Origin of the sequence: Sphingomonas sp. Leaf257, assembly GCF_001422185.1 — a bacterium.
In the GTDB taxonomy this organism is placed as follows: domain Bacteria; phylum Pseudomonadota; class Alphaproteobacteria; order Sphingomonadales; family Sphingomonadaceae; genus Sphingomonas; species Sphingomonas yabuuchiae.
The window spans coordinates 105,788-124,489 of sequence record NZ_LMMH01000004.1 but is presented as its reverse complement, the minus strand read 5'-3'; the positions used below and the strand labels follow the sequence as shown (position 1 = coordinate 124,489).

The following is an 18,702-nucleotide window of genomic DNA, read 5'->3' as shown; positions in this document are numbered from 1 at the left end:
TGGACGTGGCAGAGCTTTCGCCCAGCAATGAGAAGATCATCGCCAACACGCTCGGCCGCGCGCCGGATCGCAGCGTCAATCTGGGCTCATGGCAGTTCGCCCGGTGGCGGCAGTTCATCGGCAGTTATGAACTACCCGCTCTCGTCGATCCCGTCTTCGTCGTGCATGTCGGTGGCAAGCCCGACACGCGGCTGTGGGAAGCCGACCAGTGGAGCCATTCCCGCTCCATTCCGGGATGCGCCACCATCGTGCCCGCCGGGTGCAGCACCGGCTGGCGGATCGACGGGGAACTGGACGTCGTCACCGTCTCGGTCCCGATGGATCAATTGCAGGACCAGCGCGCGGTTGCGCGGTTTCGAGAGATGCGCTTCGCCTTTGCCGATCCGCTGGGCATCGCGCTGACGCGGCAGATCCTCAGCGAACTCTATGCCGCGCAGACGGTCGAGCGAACCGCCTATATCGGCACGCTGCTCGACGCGCTGAAGATGCACACGTTGCGCAGCTCGCCGCCGAGCGGCGAGGGAGCGTTTCCCAGCGCTGACTTCTCTGCCTATCGTATCCACCAGATCATGAACGACATTCTCGGGCGGCCCGAGGAGGATCACAGCCTGGAAGCCTTGGCCGCGCAGGCGGGGCTGACGCCCTCGCATTTCTGCCGCGTGTTCAAACGGGCGACGGGCGTGACGCCGCACCAATATGTGATGAAAGCCCGGCTGGATCGCGCCCGCGACCTGCTGGGCCAGTCCGACCTTTCCATCGCGCAGGTGGCGGAGATGACCGGTTTCACCAGCCAGAGCCACTTCACCCGCGCCTTTCGCCAATATGCCGGGGACACGCCCAGCGGCTGGCGCCACACCCTTCAATAGATCGAGGTCATTCATGCAGACCATTGCCGCCGTCGCCCGCGAACCCAAGGGCGATTTTACCCTGGAGACCCTCGAGATCGACGAGCCACGCGCGGGTGAGGTCCGGGTCAGGATCGCCGGGGTGGGACTTTGTCACACCGACCTGATCTTTCGCGACCAGTTCGTGCCCTATCCGCTGCCCGCCGTGCTTGGCCATGAGGGCGCGGGGGTAATCGAGGCGCTGGGACCGGGTGTCGATGGGCTGGCGGTCGGCGATGCCGTGGTGTTGGGCTTTTCCAGTTGCGGGCACTGTGCGCAATGCGGCGAGCATCTGCCCAGTTACTGCCGGGAGTTCCCGCCGCTCAACTATGCGGGAATGCGGCTGGAGGATGGGTCGAAGGCCTATTCCAAGGACGGCGAGGCGATCTCGTCGCACTTTTTCGGCCAATCGAGCTTCGCCGCCCATGCGATCATTCGGGCGCGCAATGTCGTGAAGGTCGAGGATACGGCCGCTCCGCTCGCGATCCTGGGGCCGCTGGGTTGTGGATTCCAGACCGGGGCGGGGGGTGTGATGCGCTCGATGGCGTGCCATGCGGGATCGTCGATCGTGATCGTCGGCGGCGGGCCGGTCGGGCTGGCGGCTGTGATGGGGGCAAAGATCCGGGACTGCGCGACGATTATCCTGGTCGAGCCGGTTGAGAAGCGCCGCGACCTGGGGCTCGAACTGGGCGCGACCCATGTGATCGACCCGATGGCGGGCGACGTGACCGCCGCCATCCGCGAGATCGTGGCTGACGGCGTGGACTATGCGTTCGACACCAGCGGCCGGGTGGAGATGATGGAAGCGGTGCTGGCCGCGCTGACCCCGCGCGGGATGCTGGGGCTGGTCGGCGTGCCGGGCAAGGCGGACGCGGCGCTGACCATCAACATCGCGGGCATGATCACCTATGGCCAGCGGGTTGTCGGCATCATGGAAGGCGACAGCGATCCACAGAGCTTCATTCCCGAGCTGATCGTCGCGCACCGCGACGGGAAGTTCCCCTTTGACAAGCTGGTCCGGACCTTCCCGCTGACCGATATCAACGCGGCGATCGATGCGCAAAAGCGCGGGGATTGCGTCAAGGTGGTGCTGATCCCATGAGCGCCGGGCATTTCGACGTGCTGATCGTCGGTGGCGGTCATGCAGGCGCGCAGGCGGCGGTTGCGCTGCGGCAAGAGAAATTCGCGGGTTCCGTCGCGATCTTGGGGGCCGAGCCGCACCCACCTTATGAGCGCCCGCCCTTGTCCAAGGAATATCTGGCAGGCGTCAAACCCTTCGAACGCATCCTCATCCGACCCGAGACGTTCTGGGCCGAGCGCGGTGTCTCGCTTCTGCTTGGTGAGACGGTCGTGACGGTCGATCCCGTCGCCAGGTCGGTGCAGACCGGGGCCGGACAGACTATCGGCTATGGCGAATTGATCTGGGCGACCGGGGGCGAGCCCCGTCGCCTGACCTGTGCCGGGCATGATCTGGCAGGCATCCACGCTGTCCGGACCCGCGCCGATGTCGACCGGCTGCTTGGTGAGCTGGATGCGGCCGAGCGGATCGTCGTGATCGGCGGCGGCTATATCGGGCTGGAGGCTTCGGCCGCGCTGTCGAAGTTCGGGAAGAGCGTGACGTTGGTCGAGGCACAGGATCGGGTGCTGGCGCGCGTCGCGGGCGAGCCGTTGTCCCGCCTTTACGAGGCGGAGCACCGGGCGCATGGCGTGACGCTGATGCTGGGTGTCGGCGTTTCCTGCATCGAGGGCGGGGGCCGGGTGACCGGCGTTCGGCTTGAGAATGGCGCGTTGCTGCCCGCCGACATGGTCATCGTAGGCATCGGCATCGTGCCAGCCGTCGAACCGCTGGTACAGGCGGGGGCGGAGGCGGGCAATGGCGTGATCGTTGACGGCTTCTGCCGGACCAGCCTGCCGCATATCCACGCCATCGGCGACTGTGCCGCCCATGCCAATCGCTATGCCGATGGCGCTGTGATCCGGTTGGAGTCGGTGCAAAATGCCAATGACCAGGCGGTGACGGCCGCGCGCGATATCGTCGGGCGGCCGGTGGCCTATGAAGCGGTGCCCTGGTTCTGGTCCAATCAATATGACCTGAAGCTGCAGACCATAGGCCTATCGGCGGGGCATGACGCGGCGGTATTGCGCGGCGATCCGGCGGCGCGGAGTTTCTCGGTCGTCTATCTACGGCAGGGGCGGGTCATCGCCATTGATGCCGTCAACGCGGTCAAGGATTATGTCCAGGGCCGCGCCCTGGTTCAGGCGGGCGCGGCGATCGCGCCGGATGCGCTCGCCGATACGACCCGGTCGCTGAAAGACCTCCTCTCAGCCTGACGCGGCATAGCGGTCGCGCAGCAGCCGCTTGAACAGCTTGCCGGTCGGTTCGCGGGGCAGTTCGTCCAGAAACGCGAACCGGCGCGGCGTCTTCACCCCGCCCAGTTCCTGCCGGGCAAAACACTGGAGTTCTTCCGCCAGCGTCTCGTCGCCTGTGATCCCGGCGGCGGGCTGGACGATCGCCATCACCGTCTCGCCCATCTCCTCGCACGGCACCCCAATCACCGCCGCGTCGACGACCTTGGGGTGGGTGACGAGCAGATTTTCAATCTCCTGCGGATAAATGTTCACCCCGCCGGATATGATCATGAAGCTCTTGCGGTCCGACAGGTACAGATAACCGTCCTCGTCGACCCGCCCGATATCGCCCAGCGTTGCCCAGCCCTGCGCATTATGGGCCTCGGCGGTCTTGGCGGGATCGTTGAGATAGGCGAATTGGGGGCCGTCGCTGAAATAGACATTGCCCGTCTCGCCCGCCGCCAGTTCGACGCCCCGGTCGTCCAGTATGTGAAGCTTGCCAAGCACCGCGCGACCGACCGATCCCGGCCGTTGCAGCCATTCCTCGCTGCTGAGCGCAGTGATGCCGCAACATTCGGTGCCCGAATAATATTCGTGCACGATGGGGCCCAGCCAGTCGATCATCGCCCGCTTGACCGGCACCGGGCAGGGCGCGGCGGCATGGATGACCGCGCGCAGCGAGGACAGGTCATGGCCCAGTCGCTCGGCATCGGGCAGTTTCAGCATCCGTACGAAATGTGTCGGCACGAAGGTGGCGTGGGTAACGCGGTGGCGCTCGACCAGCGCCAGGGCGGTTCCCGGCTCGAACCGCTCCATGACGACCACCGTCCCGCCCAGCTGCTGCGCCGCCATCGCCCAGCGCAACGGCGCGGCGTGATAGAGCGGCGAGCTGGACAGATAGACCATGTCCGGCCCCATGCCGTACAGCGCCTGTCCCATTCGCATCAGCGGCGTCGACGCATCGATCGGCCCCGTCGGGAGCGGCGGCATCACGCCCTTGGGCCGCCCGGTGGTTCCCGAGGAATAGAGCAGGTCGGTACCAGCACTTTCGTCCGCGATCGGCGTTTCGGGATAGCCCCCGGCGGCCAGGCTCCAGTCGGCAAAGCGGGCGTCCGATCCCGTCCAGCGATAGGTCAGTAGCGTTGGAATAGCCGCGACAGCCTCGCGCGCCAGATCGGCGTAGGCGGGCGATACGACCAGCAGCCTGGCCCCGGAGTCGCGCAGAATATAGGCCATGTCGCGCGCGCTGAGCTTGCAGGAGATCGCGGTCTGGTAGAGCCCCGACCGCTGCGCTGCCCAGCCCAGGATGAAGGCTTCGGCTGCATTAGCGAAGACGGTGGCGACGACATCGCCCCGCTTCAGCCCGAGCGTCCGCAACAGATGGGCGCTTTGGTTCGACAGGGCGTCGAGTTCGGCAAAGCTGATCGATTCGCCGGTCCCGCCCATGATGATGGCGGGCTTGTCGGGATGGCGTGCGGCATGTTTTGCCGGATACATCGGGCCTCTCCTTATATCTTATGGCGCCATGCGAACCACGGTGGCGCCCCGCGCGGCAACGGGCGCGCAAGAAATGTGAAAAAGCACGGCGATGCCGGGCAAAGCCTGTCGCGGCATTGTCGGCTATCCATGGGGCAACAGGCATCCCGGCGAACGGGAGCATGGGAGAGGCCCTTTGGTTCTGAACGACGAACAGGTCGCGATCCGCGACGCCGTCCGTGACTTCGCCCAGGAGCGCATCCGCCCCCAGGCGGCGGCGTTCGAGGCGTCAGGCGGCTATCCTTCCGCGTTATTCCGTGAATTGGGCGAGCTGGGCCTGATGGGCATGACTGCACCCGCCGAACTGGGCGGGGCAGGGGCCGATTATGTGTCCTACGCACTGGCGTTGATCGAACTGGCCGCTGCCGACGGGGCGCTGTCGACCATCGTGTCGATCCAGAATTCGATCATGGTCAACGGCCTGATCGCCTTCGGGTCGACCGTGCAGAAGGAGCGCTGGTTGCCCGGTCTGGTCGGCGGCGCCGCAATCGGCGCTTTCGCCCTGACAGAGGCGGATGCCGGGTCCGACGCCGCCGCGATCCGCGCCCGCGCCCAGCGGACCGACGATGGCTGGCGGATCGACGGGACCAAGCAGTTCATCACGTCCGGCAAGATTGCTTCGGTTGCGATGGTGATCGCGGTCACCGACCCGGCGGCGGGGCGCAAGGGCATGTCGGCTTTCCTCGTGCCCACGGACGCCCCCGGCTATGGCGTCGACAAGGTCGAGCACAAGCTCGGGCAGGGGGCCTCCGACACCTGCGGCTTGCGCTTCGAGGATTGTCGGGTTGGTGCCGACGCGCTGTTCGGCGAGGAAGGGCGCGGTTATGCGATGGCGCTCGCCAACCTGGAATCCGGGCGGATCGGCATCGCGGCCCAGTCGGTCGGCATGGCGCAGGGCGCGCTGGACATCGCCATCGCCTATGCCCGTGATCGCCGGAGCTTCGGCAAGCCGATCATCGAGCATCAGGCGGTCGGCTTCCGTCTGGCCGACCTCGCTACCCGGCTGGAGGGCGCGCGCCAGATGGTGCTGCATGCCGCCGCACTGAAGGACGCGGGGCTCCCCGCTTTGCAGGCCGCATCCATGGCGAAACTCTTCGCGTCCGAAACTGCCGAGGCGGTGGTGTCGGGCGCGATCCAGACGCTGGGCGGCTATGGCTATCTGGAGGAGTTCGGGCTCGCCAAAATCTATCGCGATGTCCGCGTCTGCCAGATTTACGAGGGCACGTCCGACATACAGCGGATGGTGATCGCGCGGGGACTGGGAAACCATCATGGTTGATCCCATCGTCATTCTGGGCAGCGCCCGGACGCCGATGGGCGGGTTCCAGGGCATCTTCGCCACACTGACCGCGGTCGAGCTGGGCGCAGTCGCGGTGTCCGCAGCGGTGGAACGCGCTGGTGTCTCGCCGGGCCTGATCGAGCGCATCATCATGGGCTGCGTCCTGCCCGCCGGCCTGGGCCAGGCACCCGCCAGGCAGGCGGCGCTCAAGGCGGGCCTGCCGCAATCGGTCGAGGCAACGACGGTCAACAAGATGTGCGGATCGGGGATGCAGGCGGTCATCATGGCGGCCGACGCAATCGCCGCCGGATCGGCGCGGATCGTCGTGGCTGGCGGCATGGAAAGCATGACCGGCGCCCCCTTCCTGCTGCCCAAGCATCGCGGCGGCGCGCGGATCGGCCATGACCGGGTGATCGACTCGATGATGATGGATGGGCTGGAGGACGCCTATGATCGCGGCAAGCCGATGGGAGCTTTTGCCGAGGACTCGGCTCGAAGCTATGGCCTGACCCGCGACGCGCAGGACGCCTATGCCCTCGAAAGCCTGGCGCGGGCGCAGGCGGCGATAGAGCAGGGCGCGTTCGTCGAAGAGATTGCGGCGGTTCCGGTGACGGGACGCGGCGGCACGGTGCTGGTCGATCTCGACGAACAGCCGGGTAACGCCCGCCCCGACAAGATACCGGGCCTGCGTCCCGCCTTCGCGGCCGATGGGACGATCACGGCGGCCAGTTCCGCTTCGATTTCGGACGGTGCCGCCGCGCTGGTTCTAGCCCCGCTCAGCGTTACGGCCCGCAAAGGACTGATCCCACAGGCGCGGATCGTCGCCGCCGCCGCCCATGCGCACGCACCGGCCCTGTTCACCACCGCGCCCGTCTTCGCGATCCGCAAGGTGTTGGAGCGGGCGGGCTGGAGTGTTGCCGATGTCGATCTGTTCGAAGTCAACGAAGCCTTCGCCGCCGTCGCGATGATCGCGATGCACGATCTGAGCATCCCCCGCGACCGGATGAACGTGAACGGCGGCGCGACGGCGCTGGGCCATCCCATCGGTGCCAGCGGTGCGCGGATCATCGTCACGCTGATCGCCGCGCTCCGGGCACGGGGGCTGCGGCGCGGCGTGGCGGCTTTGTGCATCGGCGGCGGCGAGGCGACGGCCATCGCCATCGAAATCATCTGATAGGAAAAGGACAGCATCATGGACATCCAGGGCGTCGCAGCCATCGTCACGGGAGGCGCATCGGGGCTGGGCGGCGGCACGGCCGAGCGGCTGGCGCGGGCGGGGGCGAAGGTGACCATCTTCGACCTGAACGCCGATCTGGGCACGGCGCTGGCCCAGCAGATCGGCGGTCATTTCGTACGGGTCGACGTGACCGACGAAGTCGCCGTCGCCTCTGCGATCCAGGAAGCCGAAGGGCTGCATGGCAAGGCGCGAATCCTGGTCAATTGCGCCGGGATCGGCCCGCCGGCCAAGGTCATCGACCGGGAGGGGCAGCCTTTGCCGCTGGCCGCCTTCTCGAAGATCGTGACGATCAACCTGGTCGGCACCTTCAACGTCCTGTCGAAATTCGCTGCCGCGCTGCACGCAGCCGATCCACTGGGCGAAGAGCGGGGCGTCGTCATTAACACCGCCTCGGTCGCGGCCTATGACGGGCAGATCGGGCAGGCGGCCTATTCGGCGTCCAAGGGCGGCGTGGTCGGCATGACCTTGCCGATCGCGCGCGAGCTGGCGCGTTATGGCATCCGGGTGATGACGATCGCGCCGGGCATCTTCATGACCCCCTTGCTCGCCACCCTGCCGCAGGAGGCCCAGGACTCGCTGGGCGCGCAGGTGCCGTTCCCGTCGCGGCTCGGCCAGCCCGACGAGTTCGCGCAACTGGTCGAGGCGATCGTCACCAACCCGATGCTGAACGGCGAGACGATCCGTATCGACGGGTCGATCCGGATGGCACCGCGATGAGCCTGACTGGCCCCGCGCCCTCCGAACGCGCCGAGGCCATCGGCGCGGCGGTGGCGACGTTCGTGCGCGAGGTGGTCGTACCTTATGAGCGCGACTCCCGCCGCGACGCGCATGGCCCCTCCGACGATCTCGTTGTCGAGATGCGGGCCAAGGCGCGGGCCGCGGGCGTCCTTACTCCGCATATCCTGGCGGATGGCGAGCATCTGACCCAGCGCGAAACCGCCTATGTGCTGCGCCAGTCGGGCCTGTCGCCGCTGGGGCCGCTGGCGGTCAACACCGCCGCCCCGGACGAGGGCAATATGTACCTGCTCGGCAAGGTCGGCAGCGCTGAGCAGAAGCTACGCTTCCTCGATCCGCTGGTCCGGGGTGAGGCGCGCTCCGCCTTCTTCATGACCGAACCGGCGGAGGGGGGCGGGGCGGGCTCCGACCCGTCAATGATGCGGACCCGCGCTGTCCTCGACGGCAATCACTGGGTCGTGAACGGGCGCAAGGCGTTCATCACCGGCGCGCAAGGTGCGCAAGTCGGCATCGTCATGGCGAAGTCTGATGACGGGGCCTGCATGTTCCTGGTCGATTTGCCCGACCCGGCCATCACGGTCGAACGGGTGCTGGACACGATCGACACCTCCATGCCCGGCGGCCATGCGGTCGTGCGCATCGAGAACCTTCGCATCCCCGCCGACCAGATGCTGGGTCAAAGTGGCGAGGGCTTCAAATACGCCCAGATCCGCCTCGCTCCGGCGCGCCTGTCGCACTGTATGCGCTGGCTGGGGGCCTGCCTGCGGGCGAACGAGATTGCGACCGATTATGCCTGCCGCCGCGAGGCCTTCGGCAAGCCGATCATCGACCATGAGGGCGTCGGCTTCATGCTGGCGGACAACCGCATCGACCTGAAACAGGCCGAATTGATGATCGACTGGTGCGCGGGCGTGCTGGATGTGGGCGAAAGCGGCGGCACGGAAAGCTCGATGACCAAGGTTGCGGTGTCCGAGGCGCTGATGCGCGTCGCCGACCGCTGCGTCCAGGTGATGGGCGGTACCGGCGTGACCGGCGACACGATCGTCGAGCAGGTGTTCCGCGAGGTGCGGGCCTTCCGCATCTATGACGGCCCGACCGAGGTCCACAAATGGAGCCTCGCCAAGACAATCAAGCGGGATTGGAGAGCCGCACAGTGACCCATCGCTATATCACCGTCGCGCGGGAAGGCCGTCTGACGATCGTGACGATCAATCGGCCGGAGGCGCACAATGCCCTGAACGCCGCCGCGCACGAGGAACTGGCGGCGGCCTTCGACGCCTTCGCTGCCGATCCCGACCAGTGGGTGGCCATCATCACCGGTGCGGGTGAGAAGGCGTTCTGCGCAGGGCATGACCTGAAGCAGCAGGCATCGGGCGGCGGCATGGAGACCCCGTCCAGCGGTTTCGGCGGGCTGACCGCGCGGTTCGACATGGCCAAGCCGGTGATCGCCGCCGTCAACGGCGTCGCGATGGGCGGCGGGTTCGAGATCGTGCTGGCGTGCGACATCGTGGTCGCCAGCACGCGTGCCGTCTTTGCGCTGCCGGAGCCGAGGGTCGGGCTGGCCGCACTGGCAGGTGGTTTGCAACGCCTGCCCCGCACCATCGGGCTGAAGCCTGCGATGGGCATGATGCTGACCGGGCGGCGCGTAAGTGCCGAGGAAGGGCAAAGGCTGGGCTTCGTCAACGAGGTGGCGGAGGGCGATGTCCTGGCTGCCGCCCGGCGCTGGGCCGATGAGATACTGGCGTGCAGCCCCATGTCGATCCGCGCGACCAAGCAGGCGGTGCTGCGCGGACTGGACACGCCCACCGATCGGTTCCTGCGCGAGCAATGGGATTATCCGGCGATCGCGACAATGATGGCTTCGCAGGACGCCGTCGAGGGACCAGCGGCCTTTGCCGAGAAGCGGTCGCCACAGTGGAAGGGCTGCTGACTATGGCCAGTGCCCTCGATCACGTCGCCAATGCCGGAACCACGCCTGTCCGGGAAGTGCATCGCTTCGACGAAGCGGCGCTGGCGGCATGGATGGCCGAGGCCATACCCGGTTTCGATGGTCCGTTGACGGTCGAACAGTTCAAGGGCGGCCAGTCCAACCCGACCTATCGCCTGTCTACGCCGAACGCCCGCTATGTCCTGCGCCGCAAGCCGCCGGGGCCGTTGGCAAAAGGCGCGCATGACGTGCTGCGCGAGGCGCGTATCCTGACCGCCTTGGCCGATACCCCGGTGCCGGTGGCGCGAGTGCAGGGCGTGTGTGCGGATGAAGGAGTGATCGGCACGCCCTTCTTCGTAATGGAGATGATCGAGGGCCGCATCTTCTGGGACGCCAGCTTCGCCGAGATCGATCGGGTCGAGCGCCCCGCCTATTTCGACGCGATGAACGCGACGATCGCGGCGCTGCACGGCATTGATCCGATCGCGGTCGGGTTGGGCGATTATGGGCGGCCGGGCAATTATTTCGCGCGACAAATCGCGCGCTGGTCCGGCCAGTATCTGGACGCCGCCGATGCCGGGCGAAACGAGGATATGGATGCTCTGGTCGCGTGGTTGCCCCAGCACATACCGGCGGGGGACGAGAGCAGGATCGTGCATGGCGATTTCCGCTGCGACAACCTGATCTTCCATCCCACTGAACCGCGTATTCTGGCAGTGCTGGACTGGGAATTGTCGACGTTGGGTCATCCGCTGGCCGACTTCGCCTATCACGCGATGATGTACCGGATGCCGCCGGATATCGTTGCCGGGCTGGGCGGCGCGGACGTCACGGCGCTGGGGCTGCCCTCCGAGCGGGATTATATCGCGGCCTATTGCGCGCGGACCGGACGCGACGGGATCGCCGATTACGAATTCTACATCGCGTTCAATTTCTTCCGCATCGCCGCGATCTTCCATGGGATCAAGGGGCGGGTGATCCGGGGCAACGCCTCGTCCGCCCATGCCCGCGAACGTGCGGCGAGCTTTCCCCGGCTGGCGCGACTGGCTCGCGAAGCGATGGAGGCGTGTCGATGAGCAATGTTCAGGTCCGCAAGGACGGCGGAGCCGCCTGGTTGACGCTCAACCGGGCCGAGGCGGGCAATGCGATAAATCCGGGAATGGCAAGCGAACTAGCCGACGCTGCGCGCGAGGCGGCAGACGATCCGGCGATACGCTGCGTCGTGCTGACTGGAGCGGGACGGCTGTTCTGTGTCGGCGGCGATGTCGCCGCGATGGCGGAGGCTGGCCAAGAGGCAGGGTCTTTCCTCCGCGACCTGGCCGACACGCTGCACGGCGCGATCGTCACGTTGACGGGCATGGCCAAGCCTCTGGTCGTGCTGGTCAACGGCCCGGCGGCGGGCGCGGGGCTGAGCCTGGGGATCATGGGCGACGTCGTGCTGGCCGCGCGGTCGGCGCATTTCGCCGCCGCCTATACAGGGGTCGGCCTCAGTCCCGATGGCGGGATGAGTTGGCTTCTACCCCGGCTCGTCGGGCTTCGCCGGGCGCAGGCGATCATCCTCACCAATCAGCGGATCGGAGCGGAAGAGGCCGAGCGGATCGGCATGGTGACGCGGACGGTCGACGATGCCGACCTGATCCCGGAGGCCGAGGCGGTGATCGCACGTCTGATCGCCGCGCCGACTGCCGCGTTGGGTGCTGCCCGCCGCCTGCTGATCGACGGCGCAACCGCGACCCTTCGTGATCACCTCGACCGTGAGGCACAGACCATCGCCCGTGCCGGAGCCCATCCCGAAGCGCATGAGGGGATCGCCGCCTTCGTCGAACGCCGCAAACCCGTTTTTCAAGGAGCCTGATATGGCCGATGCTTATATCGTAGACGCCGTTCGCACCGCCGGGGGGCGCCGCAACGGTCGATTGTCCGGCGTTCATCCGGCAGACCTCGCGGCTTATGTCCTGAACGCGTTGGTCGACCGCAACGACCTGGACCCGGCGGCGATCGATGACGTCATCATGGGCTGCGTCACCCAGGCCGGTGAACAGGCCTTCGCCTTTGCCCGCAACGCCGTCCTCGCCTCAAAGCTGCCGGACAGCGTGCCCGCCGTCACCATCGACCGGCAATGCGGGTCGTCGCAACAGGCGGTCCAGTTCGCGGCACAGGCGATCATGTCGGGGACACAGGACGTGGTGATCGCGGCGGGCACCGAGAGCATGAGCCGGGTGCCGATGTTCTCCAACCTCAGCTTCCACCAGCGCGAGGGTGTGGGGATCGGCCCGGTCAGCCCCAGCATCGCCGAGCGGTTCGGCGTAAAGGAGTTCAGCCAGTTCGCCGGTGCCGAGATGCTGGCGCGCAAACATGGCTTCGACCGCGAGAGGCTCGACCTTTTCGCGCTGGAAAGTCACCGCCGCGCCGCCGCCGCGACCGACGCAGGATCATTCGCGAACGAAATCGTGCCGGTGCTGGTGGATGGTGGACCGCATGTCCGCGACGAGGGCATCCGCTATGACGCAACGCTGGAGAGCATCGGCTCGGTCAAGCTGTTGCAGGAGGGCGGCATGATCTCGGCCGCCAATGCCAGCCAGATCTGCGACGGAGCTAGCGGGCTGCTGGTGGTCAGCGAGCGGGCGCTGAAGGCGCATAGCCTGACCCCGATCGCGCGGATCGTCGACATGACGGTGACGGCGGGCGATCCCATCATCATGCTGGAGGAGCCGCTGTTCGCCACCGACAAGGCGTTGAAGAAAAGCGGCCTGTCGATCGGCGATATCGACCTGTACGAGGTGAACGAGGCGTTCGCACCCGTCCCGCTCGCCTGGCTCAAGCATGTCGGTGGCGATCCCGCCCGGCTGAACGTGAATGGCGGCGCGATCGCACTCGGTCACCCACTCGGCGCGAGCGGCACCAAGCTGATGGCCACGCTGGTCCACGCCTTGCGCGCACGGGGCAAGCGCTATGGCCTTCAGACCATGTGCGAGGGCGGCGGTATCGCCAACGTCACCATCATCGAGGCACTGTGATGCCTCTCGCCACGCGCGTAACCCGGCTGCTCGGGATCGAACATCCCATCGTGCAGGGCGGCATGATGTGGGTCGGCCGGGCGGAGCTGGCTTCGGCCGTGTCGAATGCGGGCGGGCTGGGCATGCTGACCGCGCTGACGCAGCCGACGCCCGATGATCTGCGCCGCGAGATCGAACGGTGCCGAGGCATGACCGACAAGCCGTTCGGGGTGAACCTGACGATCCTCCCGTCGGTCATGCCGCCGCCCTATGCCGAATATCGCCGCGCGATCATCGACAGCGGGGTGCGGATCGTCGAGACGGCGGGTCATCGCCCGCAGGAGCATGTCGAGGACTTCAAGGCGCACGGCATCACGGTGATCCACAAATGCACCGCCGTCCGCCATGCCCTGTCCGCCGAGCGGATGGGCGTCGACATCATCTCGATCGACGGGTTCGAATGTGCCGGTCATCCGGGTGAGGATGATATTCCGGGTCTGATTCTGATCCCCGCCGCCGCCGACAAGGTGAAGATTTCGATGCTGGCGAGCGGCGGTTTCGCCGATGGCCGGGGGCTGGTTGCCGCGCTGACGTTGGGAGCGGAGGGCATCAATATGGGCACCCGCTTCTGCGCGACGGTCGAAGCGCCGATCCATGACGCGATCAAACAATTGATCGTCTCGAACGACGAGCGTGCGACCAACCTGATCTTTCGTCGCTTTCACAATACGGGACGTGTGGCCAAAACCAGCGTGTCCGACCAAGTCGTCGAAATTTCCGCGCGTCCCGACGCCGTGTTCGAGGATATCCGACCGTTGGTGTCCGGGGCCAAGGGGCGGACGGCGCTGGAAACCGGCGATCTGGACGCGGGGCTGGTCTGGGCCGGGCAGGTCCAGGGGCTGATCCATGACGTGCCGACATGTCGCCAACTGATCGAGCGGATCGTCGGCGATGCGCAAAATCTGATCGCAGAGCGGTTGACCGGCTTCATGATGAAGGGGGACGCCTAATGGTAACGATCGAGGTCATTACCCGTGACGGTGATCATACCACGGTCGAGGGCGCCGCAGATGTCAGCGTCATGGAAGCGATCCGCGATGCCGGTATCGATGAACTGCTGGCGATGTGCGGCGGGTGCTGCTCCTGCGCAACCTGCCATGTCTATGTCGAGGCGGGTGGAGAGGACCTGCCCCCGCCTGGTCCCGATGAAGACGATCTGCTCGACAGTAGCGACTATCGCACCGACCGATCCCGCCTCGCCTGCCAGCTCGCAGTTCGCAACATGGGCACCAATTGTCGGATCCGTATCGCGCCTGAGGATTGAGGGTGGGCGCGATCCGATCCGACGCGTCCCTCGCCGGACTGCGGGTCGTCGGGTTCGTCGGCATCGGCCATAAGCTCGCATGAACTTTGGTGACTTTAGGGGGGCATCGTAGAGGCCGATCACCGCAACAAGACAGGCTTGACGGACGGTGCGTCTGACGTCCGTCCTAGCATCGACATGACGTCGGCGACGAGGCGGATTGGTAACGCGTGATGAATGACGTCCGACCGTGACATGAGGCGGCTCGACGTGCCCGTGAGCTGCGCGGGCATCATGCTCACCCTCAGCCTCGGATACCAAAATCCACACCTGCCAGACTAAGCTGCCTGATCCGAACATGTCGCGGCTTCTGCTGTGTGACGGCGATGTCTCCGCCTGCCATGGTAGCTCGGGTGGGGAGGGGATTGGTACAGCCAGTCCGGTGTTATGTGGGAATACGCATACACCGCGAATAATGGCGGTTGATGGTGTGTTGATCTGCAACCCCGGCAGCGTCGGCGCGCCGTGCTACCGGGACCGGAGCACAACCCCGCATATCATGGAGGCAGGCAGCCCGTTGGTGCGCTACGCCATCGTCGAACGTCGTAGCACCGGATGGACAGCCGAAACGAACGGCGGACCCTATGACAATGAGATCGCCGCCCGCCAGGCGGAAGGCTTCGGCTTTCCGGCCTTCGCCCATGCCGCCCGGACCGGTCGTATCCCGCCCGGGTGACCCGCCGCCCCTCTGGACGGACGGTCGGGGCGGCGGGACGGTCGAGAACCGTTCCACCGAACCTGCGACCGGCAGGCGCTCCGGACCAGCGCGTCCGCCTCGTCCTGGCGAAGCTGGCCGATCTGGCCCCAGATGCTCTCGCTGCCGCCGAAGGTCATCGTGCCGAGGCAGAGGTCGGACACGAACAGGGGGCGGTCACAGACGGACAGAGCGTATCCACCGCCCCGTATCCATGAACTTCCACCATTTCCTCCGCGAAGAATTATCTATCGGCAAAGCCAAGCCATTTTGGCAGCCTGCCAAACCCGGGGAGGGGGCGATCACGAGGTTCATGCCGACGACCCTCGCGATCCCTTGGCATTCATGACGCGTCGATGACGGTTCCGCGCGCCTCCAGCAACGCCAGCGCCACATCCTGACGTGGCTCCGAGATGGCGGAGACGCGTGCGGAGCGTCCCGCAGCGATGGACGCGACCGTCTCTAACTCGCGGCTCAGCGTCGAGGGCGAAGCCTGCGATCGCTGTATCAGTCTCCAGATGGCCGGTAGCGCCACGGCAATGGCCGGGGGACTGTCGTTCCTCTCGGCGTGCAACGACGATGTCGTCGGTGCGGAAGCCGTGGCGACGCCCACGCCTACCGGCACCGCCACATCCACGGTGCTGCCGCCGACCTATACCGCAACGGACAATGACCGCCTCAATTTCGGGCTTCAACTCCATTATCTGCTCGCCGCCTATCTGCATCGCGCGCTCGATGGCGACGCGCTTTCGGCCAGCATGACCGGCGGCGCTGGAGCAGCCGGTACGGTTTCGGGGGGGCGCCGGGTGGCATTCACCGACCTGAGCCTGCTCGCGATGATGCGGGAGGTATCGGAGGCAACCGACGCGCGAATCGCCTATCTGCGCCGCACACTGGCCGGCGCGGTCACGGCGCAACCGGCGATCAACATTGCCGGAGGCGAAGGCAGCCCGTTCCAGGCGATTGCGATAACGAAGCGCGGCACGCCGCCGCCCGCATTCACCAACTTCTTCGATCCCTATGCTTCCGAAAATGATTTCCTGCTGGGTGCTGTCGCATTGTCGTCGGTCGTGACTCAGGCAGTCTATGATGTGACTTGGCAGCTCGCCGCGGCGTTGCGCACGGGGATGGCCGCCTTTGCCGCTGGCATCGCAGCCAGCGATGCGATCTTGCGTAACTCGCTGTTCGTACGGGCTGACGCGGACGTGCGGGTTCCGGCAGCGGGCCAAAGCAATCTCTTTGGTCGTGCGGTTGCCATGGCTCTTGGGCGTGACCAATATGACGGTCCGCGCGCGATGGAATCGGATGCTCCGGGGATCGGCGGCTTCGCGGGCGCGGATTGGGTTTACTCGAAGATCGACATCGTGAATTACAACTGGATTGCGATCCGCCGCACGCCCGAGCAGGCGCTGGGGATTCTCTACGCGTCGGCCGCCTCGGTGTCGTCCGGTGCCTTTTTCCCGGCTGGCGTCAACGGCACCATCCGGGTCAGCGGCGCAAACACATATTGATGCTGCGGCGAAAATGATGAGTTAGGTTCAGGTGATCAGCCCCGGCAGCCGGTGGATCGGGTTGACGGTTCACCGGTCTGGCTCTGACATCCGGATTGTGGCGATATAGTCGCGGAGAAGCGTTGCCGTTTGGCCGTTGTGGGATCGATGCCTGCAGGGCATCGAGGCAGCCATCGAGCGGCGGTTCGAATTCGGGATTTCCCAGCGCGGATAGTCGCGCCTTTGTCGTTCGGATTCAATCCGCTGGTGGGAATTAACGACCGGCCGATGCCTGGTGTGCCGAAACGCGGCTGCGTATCAGGAAATGGAGCGACGTCGTCTCGACGCTTGCCTTCGTTCTTGAGGCCAATATGTCGAGCTATGCGGCTACCAGTCCGGGATTGTCGGGCCGGATCACGCCCGCAATACCGCAAATTTAGACGGCATTTCCCCGTGCATGGGAGCGGACCGGCGAATCTGGGCCGTGCCCGATCGGCTTGCCGTAAAATTATCGATTGTCTCGACGGAAAGGCAAGGCTGCTGCATCTTGGATGATGAGGGGAGCCGCGTGAGTTCGGATCAGCTTGTCGCCTGGGTCGGTCGTTACATTCTGCCGCATGAGCGGCAGTTGCGGATCTGGCTGCGCGCGGCGTTTCCGACCGTCGACGTGGATGACGTGGTGCAGGAGACCTACTGCCGGATCAGCAGACTCGACGGGTTCACCCATATCGACGACCCGCGCCGTTACTTCTTCCGCGCCGCGCGCAACGTCGTGCTGGAGCAGATCAGGCGCGAGCGGGTCGTCAGCATCGACGCGGCCAGCGGTCTGGCCGAGTTGGACAGCGCACCCGACCTGTCCCATTCGCCCGAAGAGATCGTGGCCGAGCGGCATATGCTGGCCCGGATCGAGCGCCTGATCGATGCACTGCCGGATCGTGCGCGTCAGATCTTCCGGCTGCGCAAGATCGACGGCATGGCGCAGCGCGACATCGCGATGCGGCTGCATATCCCGGAAACCGTGGTGGAAAATGACGTCGCGCGCGGCCTGAAGCGAATTTTGGACCAGCTGAGCGAGGAAGAAAAGGCCGAGCTTCCGATCCGTCGTCGTCAGTCCCGGACCGCGCGCGCGATCCGCCGGGGATTGGGGGGCGGACGATGATCGACGATATCGCCTGTCGCTGGGCCGCCGCCATCGACCGGGGCTTGGATAGTGACGAGGACGCCAGGCTGGCGGCTTGGCTGGAGGAGGATGGGCGGCATCGGGGGGCTCTCCTGCGCGCAAGGGCGGCGCTGGGTCTGCTCGACCGTGCTCGGGCCCTGTCGGGGCTTTCCGAAGACGATGGGTTCGAGGATGAGGGGCGTGCGCATCGCGATCGACGGCATTGGCGGCGGTGGGGCGGCGGCGCGATGGCGGCCGCGCTCGTGGCCGGGCTAAGCCTCGGGTTCTGGCCCGACCGGGGGGAGCGCATCGATACGCGGATCGGCGAGATACGGCGCATGCCGCTCGCCGATGGATCGGTCGCGCTCGTCAACAGCGGCACGACCCTGCGCGTGGCCTTCACGCCCGCCGAGCGGCATATCGATGTGAGCAAGGGCGAGGCCTGGTTCCAGGTCGCGCATAATCCGAAGCGGCCATTCGTGGTGGCGAGCGGCCCCTATCGAGTCCAGGCGGTCGGCACGGCCTTCGATGTCCGGCGGGAGGGCGAAGCCGCTCGCGTGGTGGTGACGAAGGGGGTGGTGAAGATCTGGTCGGTCGACAGCACCGCGCCGCCGCGCCGTGTGGCCGCAGGCGAATGGGCGGTCCTGCATCCCGGCCGGATGGCGGTACGGGCGATGCAGCCCCAGGCGTCGGACCAGCAATTGGCGTGGCGGGAAGGGCGCATCGTGCTCGACGATATGACGCTGGGGCAGGCGGTGGCGGAGTTCAATCGCTACAACAACGACCAGCTGGAAGTCGCGCCGCCACTGGCCGGACGGCGCGTCGTGGGCTGGTTCCGCATCTACGATGTCGACGGCTTCGCGGCCGCCAGCGCGGCTATGGTCGGTGGCCGGGTCGAGCGCCGCCAGGTGCCGGGCAAAGGCGACGTGACCCGCATTATTCCCCAGTAAAATTGTTTTGAAAAATTTGATGGCGTGGCGACGGAAACGCGGCGGCCGCGCATCCTTGGATCAGCGCCGTATGAAGCGTGTCGAAAAAACTTCTGGGAGGGGT

18 protein-coding genes are annotated in these 18,702 nt (G+C 66.3%); 17 read left to right on the top strand and 1 reads right to left on the bottom strand.

Annotated elements, in window-relative coordinates; all coding sequences use genetic code 11:
- Positions 1-5: 5 nt before the first annotated feature.
- Genes ASF14_RS05460 through ASF14_RS05450 form a run of 3 tightly spaced genes read left to right on the top strand, consistent with a single transcriptional unit; the run spans position 6 to position 3,215 of the window.
- Positions 6-866, top strand: a complete 861-nt coding sequence (locus tag ASF14_RS05460; protein WP_236696941.1) for a helix-turn-helix domain-containing protein — start codon at positions 6-8, stop codon at positions 864-866.
- 13 nt (positions 867-879) lie between these two features.
- Positions 880-1,986: an NAD(P)-dependent alcohol dehydrogenase gene (locus ASF14_RS05455; RefSeq protein ID WP_056432759.1), complete on the top strand. Its 1,107-nt coding sequence runs from the start codon at positions 880-882 to the stop codon at positions 1,984-1,986.
- On the top strand, positions 1,983-3,215 hold the full coding sequence (locus ASF14_RS05450) for an NAD(P)/FAD-dependent oxidoreductase (protein ID WP_056432756.1): 1,233 nt from the start codon (positions 1,983-1,985) through the stop codon (positions 3,213-3,215). Before ASF14_RS05455 ends, ASF14_RS05450 begins: the two co-directional genes overlap by 4 nt.
- Here ASF14_RS05450 and ASF14_RS05445 read toward each other — a convergent pair.
- Complete coding sequence (locus tag ASF14_RS05445; protein WP_056432753.1) at positions 3,207-4,730, bottom strand: acyl-CoA synthetase; 1,524 nt, start codon at positions 4,728-4,730, stop codon at positions 3,207-3,209. The two genes, ASF14_RS05450 and ASF14_RS05445, sit on opposite strands and share 9 nt — an antisense overlap.
- Positions 4,731-4,905: 175 nt before the next feature.
- Between ASF14_RS05445 and ASF14_RS05440 the strand changes: the two genes are divergently transcribed.
- The 14 genes from ASF14_RS05440 (at position 4,906) to ASF14_RS05375 (ending at position 18,599) form a co-directional block, all read left to right on the top strand.
- On the top strand, positions 4,906-6,048 hold the full coding sequence (locus ASF14_RS05440) for an acyl-CoA dehydrogenase family protein (RefSeq protein ID WP_056432750.1): 1,143 nt from the start codon (positions 4,906-4,908) through the stop codon (positions 6,046-6,048).
- The gene (locus ASF14_RS05435) at positions 6,041-7,222 is read left to right on the top strand and encodes an acetyl-CoA C-acyltransferase (protein WP_056432748.1); all 1,182 of its coding nucleotides are present in this window, start codon (positions 6,041-6,043) and stop codon (positions 7,220-7,222) included. Before ASF14_RS05440 ends, ASF14_RS05435 begins: the two co-directional genes overlap by 8 nt.
- Positions 7,223-7,240: 18 nt before the next feature.
- Positions 7,241-8,002, top strand: coding sequence for an SDR family NAD(P)-dependent oxidoreductase (locus ASF14_RS05430; protein ID WP_056432745.1), 762 nt, complete (start codon positions 7,241-7,243; stop codon positions 8,000-8,002).
- The gene (locus ASF14_RS05425; RefSeq protein WP_056432742.1) at positions 7,999-9,177 is read left to right on the top strand and encodes an acyl-CoA dehydrogenase family protein; all 1,179 of its coding nucleotides are present in this window, start codon (positions 7,999-8,001) and stop codon (positions 9,175-9,177) included. The genes ASF14_RS05430 and ASF14_RS05425 overlap by 4 nt, the downstream gene beginning before the upstream one ends.
- The gene (locus ASF14_RS05420) at positions 9,174-9,950 is read left to right on the top strand and encodes an enoyl-CoA hydratase-related protein (protein WP_156361052.1); all 777 of its coding nucleotides are present in this window, start codon (positions 9,174-9,176) and stop codon (positions 9,948-9,950) included. The genes ASF14_RS05425 and ASF14_RS05420 overlap by 4 nt, the downstream gene beginning before the upstream one ends.
- 2 nt (positions 9,951-9,952) lie before the next feature.
- Complete coding sequence (locus ASF14_RS05415) at positions 9,953-11,023, top strand: phosphotransferase (protein WP_056432818.1); 1,071 nt, start codon at positions 9,953-9,955, stop codon at positions 11,021-11,023.
- Positions 11,020-11,802, top strand: a complete 783-nt coding sequence (locus ASF14_RS05410) for an enoyl-CoA hydratase/isomerase family protein (protein WP_056432736.1) — start codon at positions 11,020-11,022, stop codon at positions 11,800-11,802. The genes ASF14_RS05415 and ASF14_RS05410 overlap by 4 nt, the downstream gene beginning before the upstream one ends.
- Position 11,803: 1 nt before the next feature.
- Positions 11,804-12,964, top strand: a complete 1,161-nt coding sequence (locus tag ASF14_RS05405; RefSeq protein WP_056432733.1) for an acetyl-CoA C-acetyltransferase — start codon at positions 11,804-11,806, stop codon at positions 12,962-12,964.
- Positions 12,964-13,953, top strand: coding sequence for an NAD(P)H-dependent flavin oxidoreductase (locus tag ASF14_RS05400; RefSeq protein WP_056432732.1), 990 nt, complete (start codon positions 12,964-12,966; stop codon positions 13,951-13,953). The genes ASF14_RS05405 and ASF14_RS05400 overlap by 1 nt, the downstream gene beginning before the upstream one ends.
- The gene (locus ASF14_RS05395) at positions 13,953-14,267 is read left to right on the top strand and encodes a 2Fe-2S iron-sulfur cluster-binding protein (RefSeq protein ID WP_056432729.1); all 315 of its coding nucleotides are present in this window, start codon (positions 13,953-13,955) and stop codon (positions 14,265-14,267) included. Before ASF14_RS05400 ends, ASF14_RS05395 begins: the two co-directional genes overlap by 1 nt.
- 454 nt (positions 14,268-14,721) lie before the next feature.
- Positions 14,722-14,982: a hypothetical protein gene (locus ASF14_RS05390; protein ID WP_236696940.1), complete on the top strand. Its 261-nt coding sequence runs from the start codon at positions 14,722-14,724 to the stop codon at positions 14,980-14,982.
- Between the two features lie 464 nt (positions 14,983-15,446).
- On the top strand, positions 15,447-16,511 hold the full coding sequence (locus ASF14_RS05385) for a ferritin-like domain-containing protein (RefSeq protein WP_168371505.1): 1,065 nt from the start codon (positions 15,447-15,449) through the stop codon (positions 16,509-16,511).
- A gap of 547 nt (positions 16,512-17,058) precedes the next feature.
- Positions 17,059-17,649 (top strand): RNA polymerase sigma factor, encoded by a 591-nt coding sequence (locus ASF14_RS05380; RefSeq protein WP_236696939.1) that lies wholly within the window; start codon positions 17,059-17,061, stop codon positions 17,647-17,649.
- Complete coding sequence (locus ASF14_RS05375; RefSeq protein WP_056432723.1) at positions 17,646-18,599, top strand: FecR family protein; 954 nt, start codon at positions 17,646-17,648, stop codon at positions 18,597-18,599. Before ASF14_RS05380 ends, ASF14_RS05375 begins: the two co-directional genes overlap by 4 nt.
- Positions 18,600-18,702 lie beyond the last annotated feature (103 nt).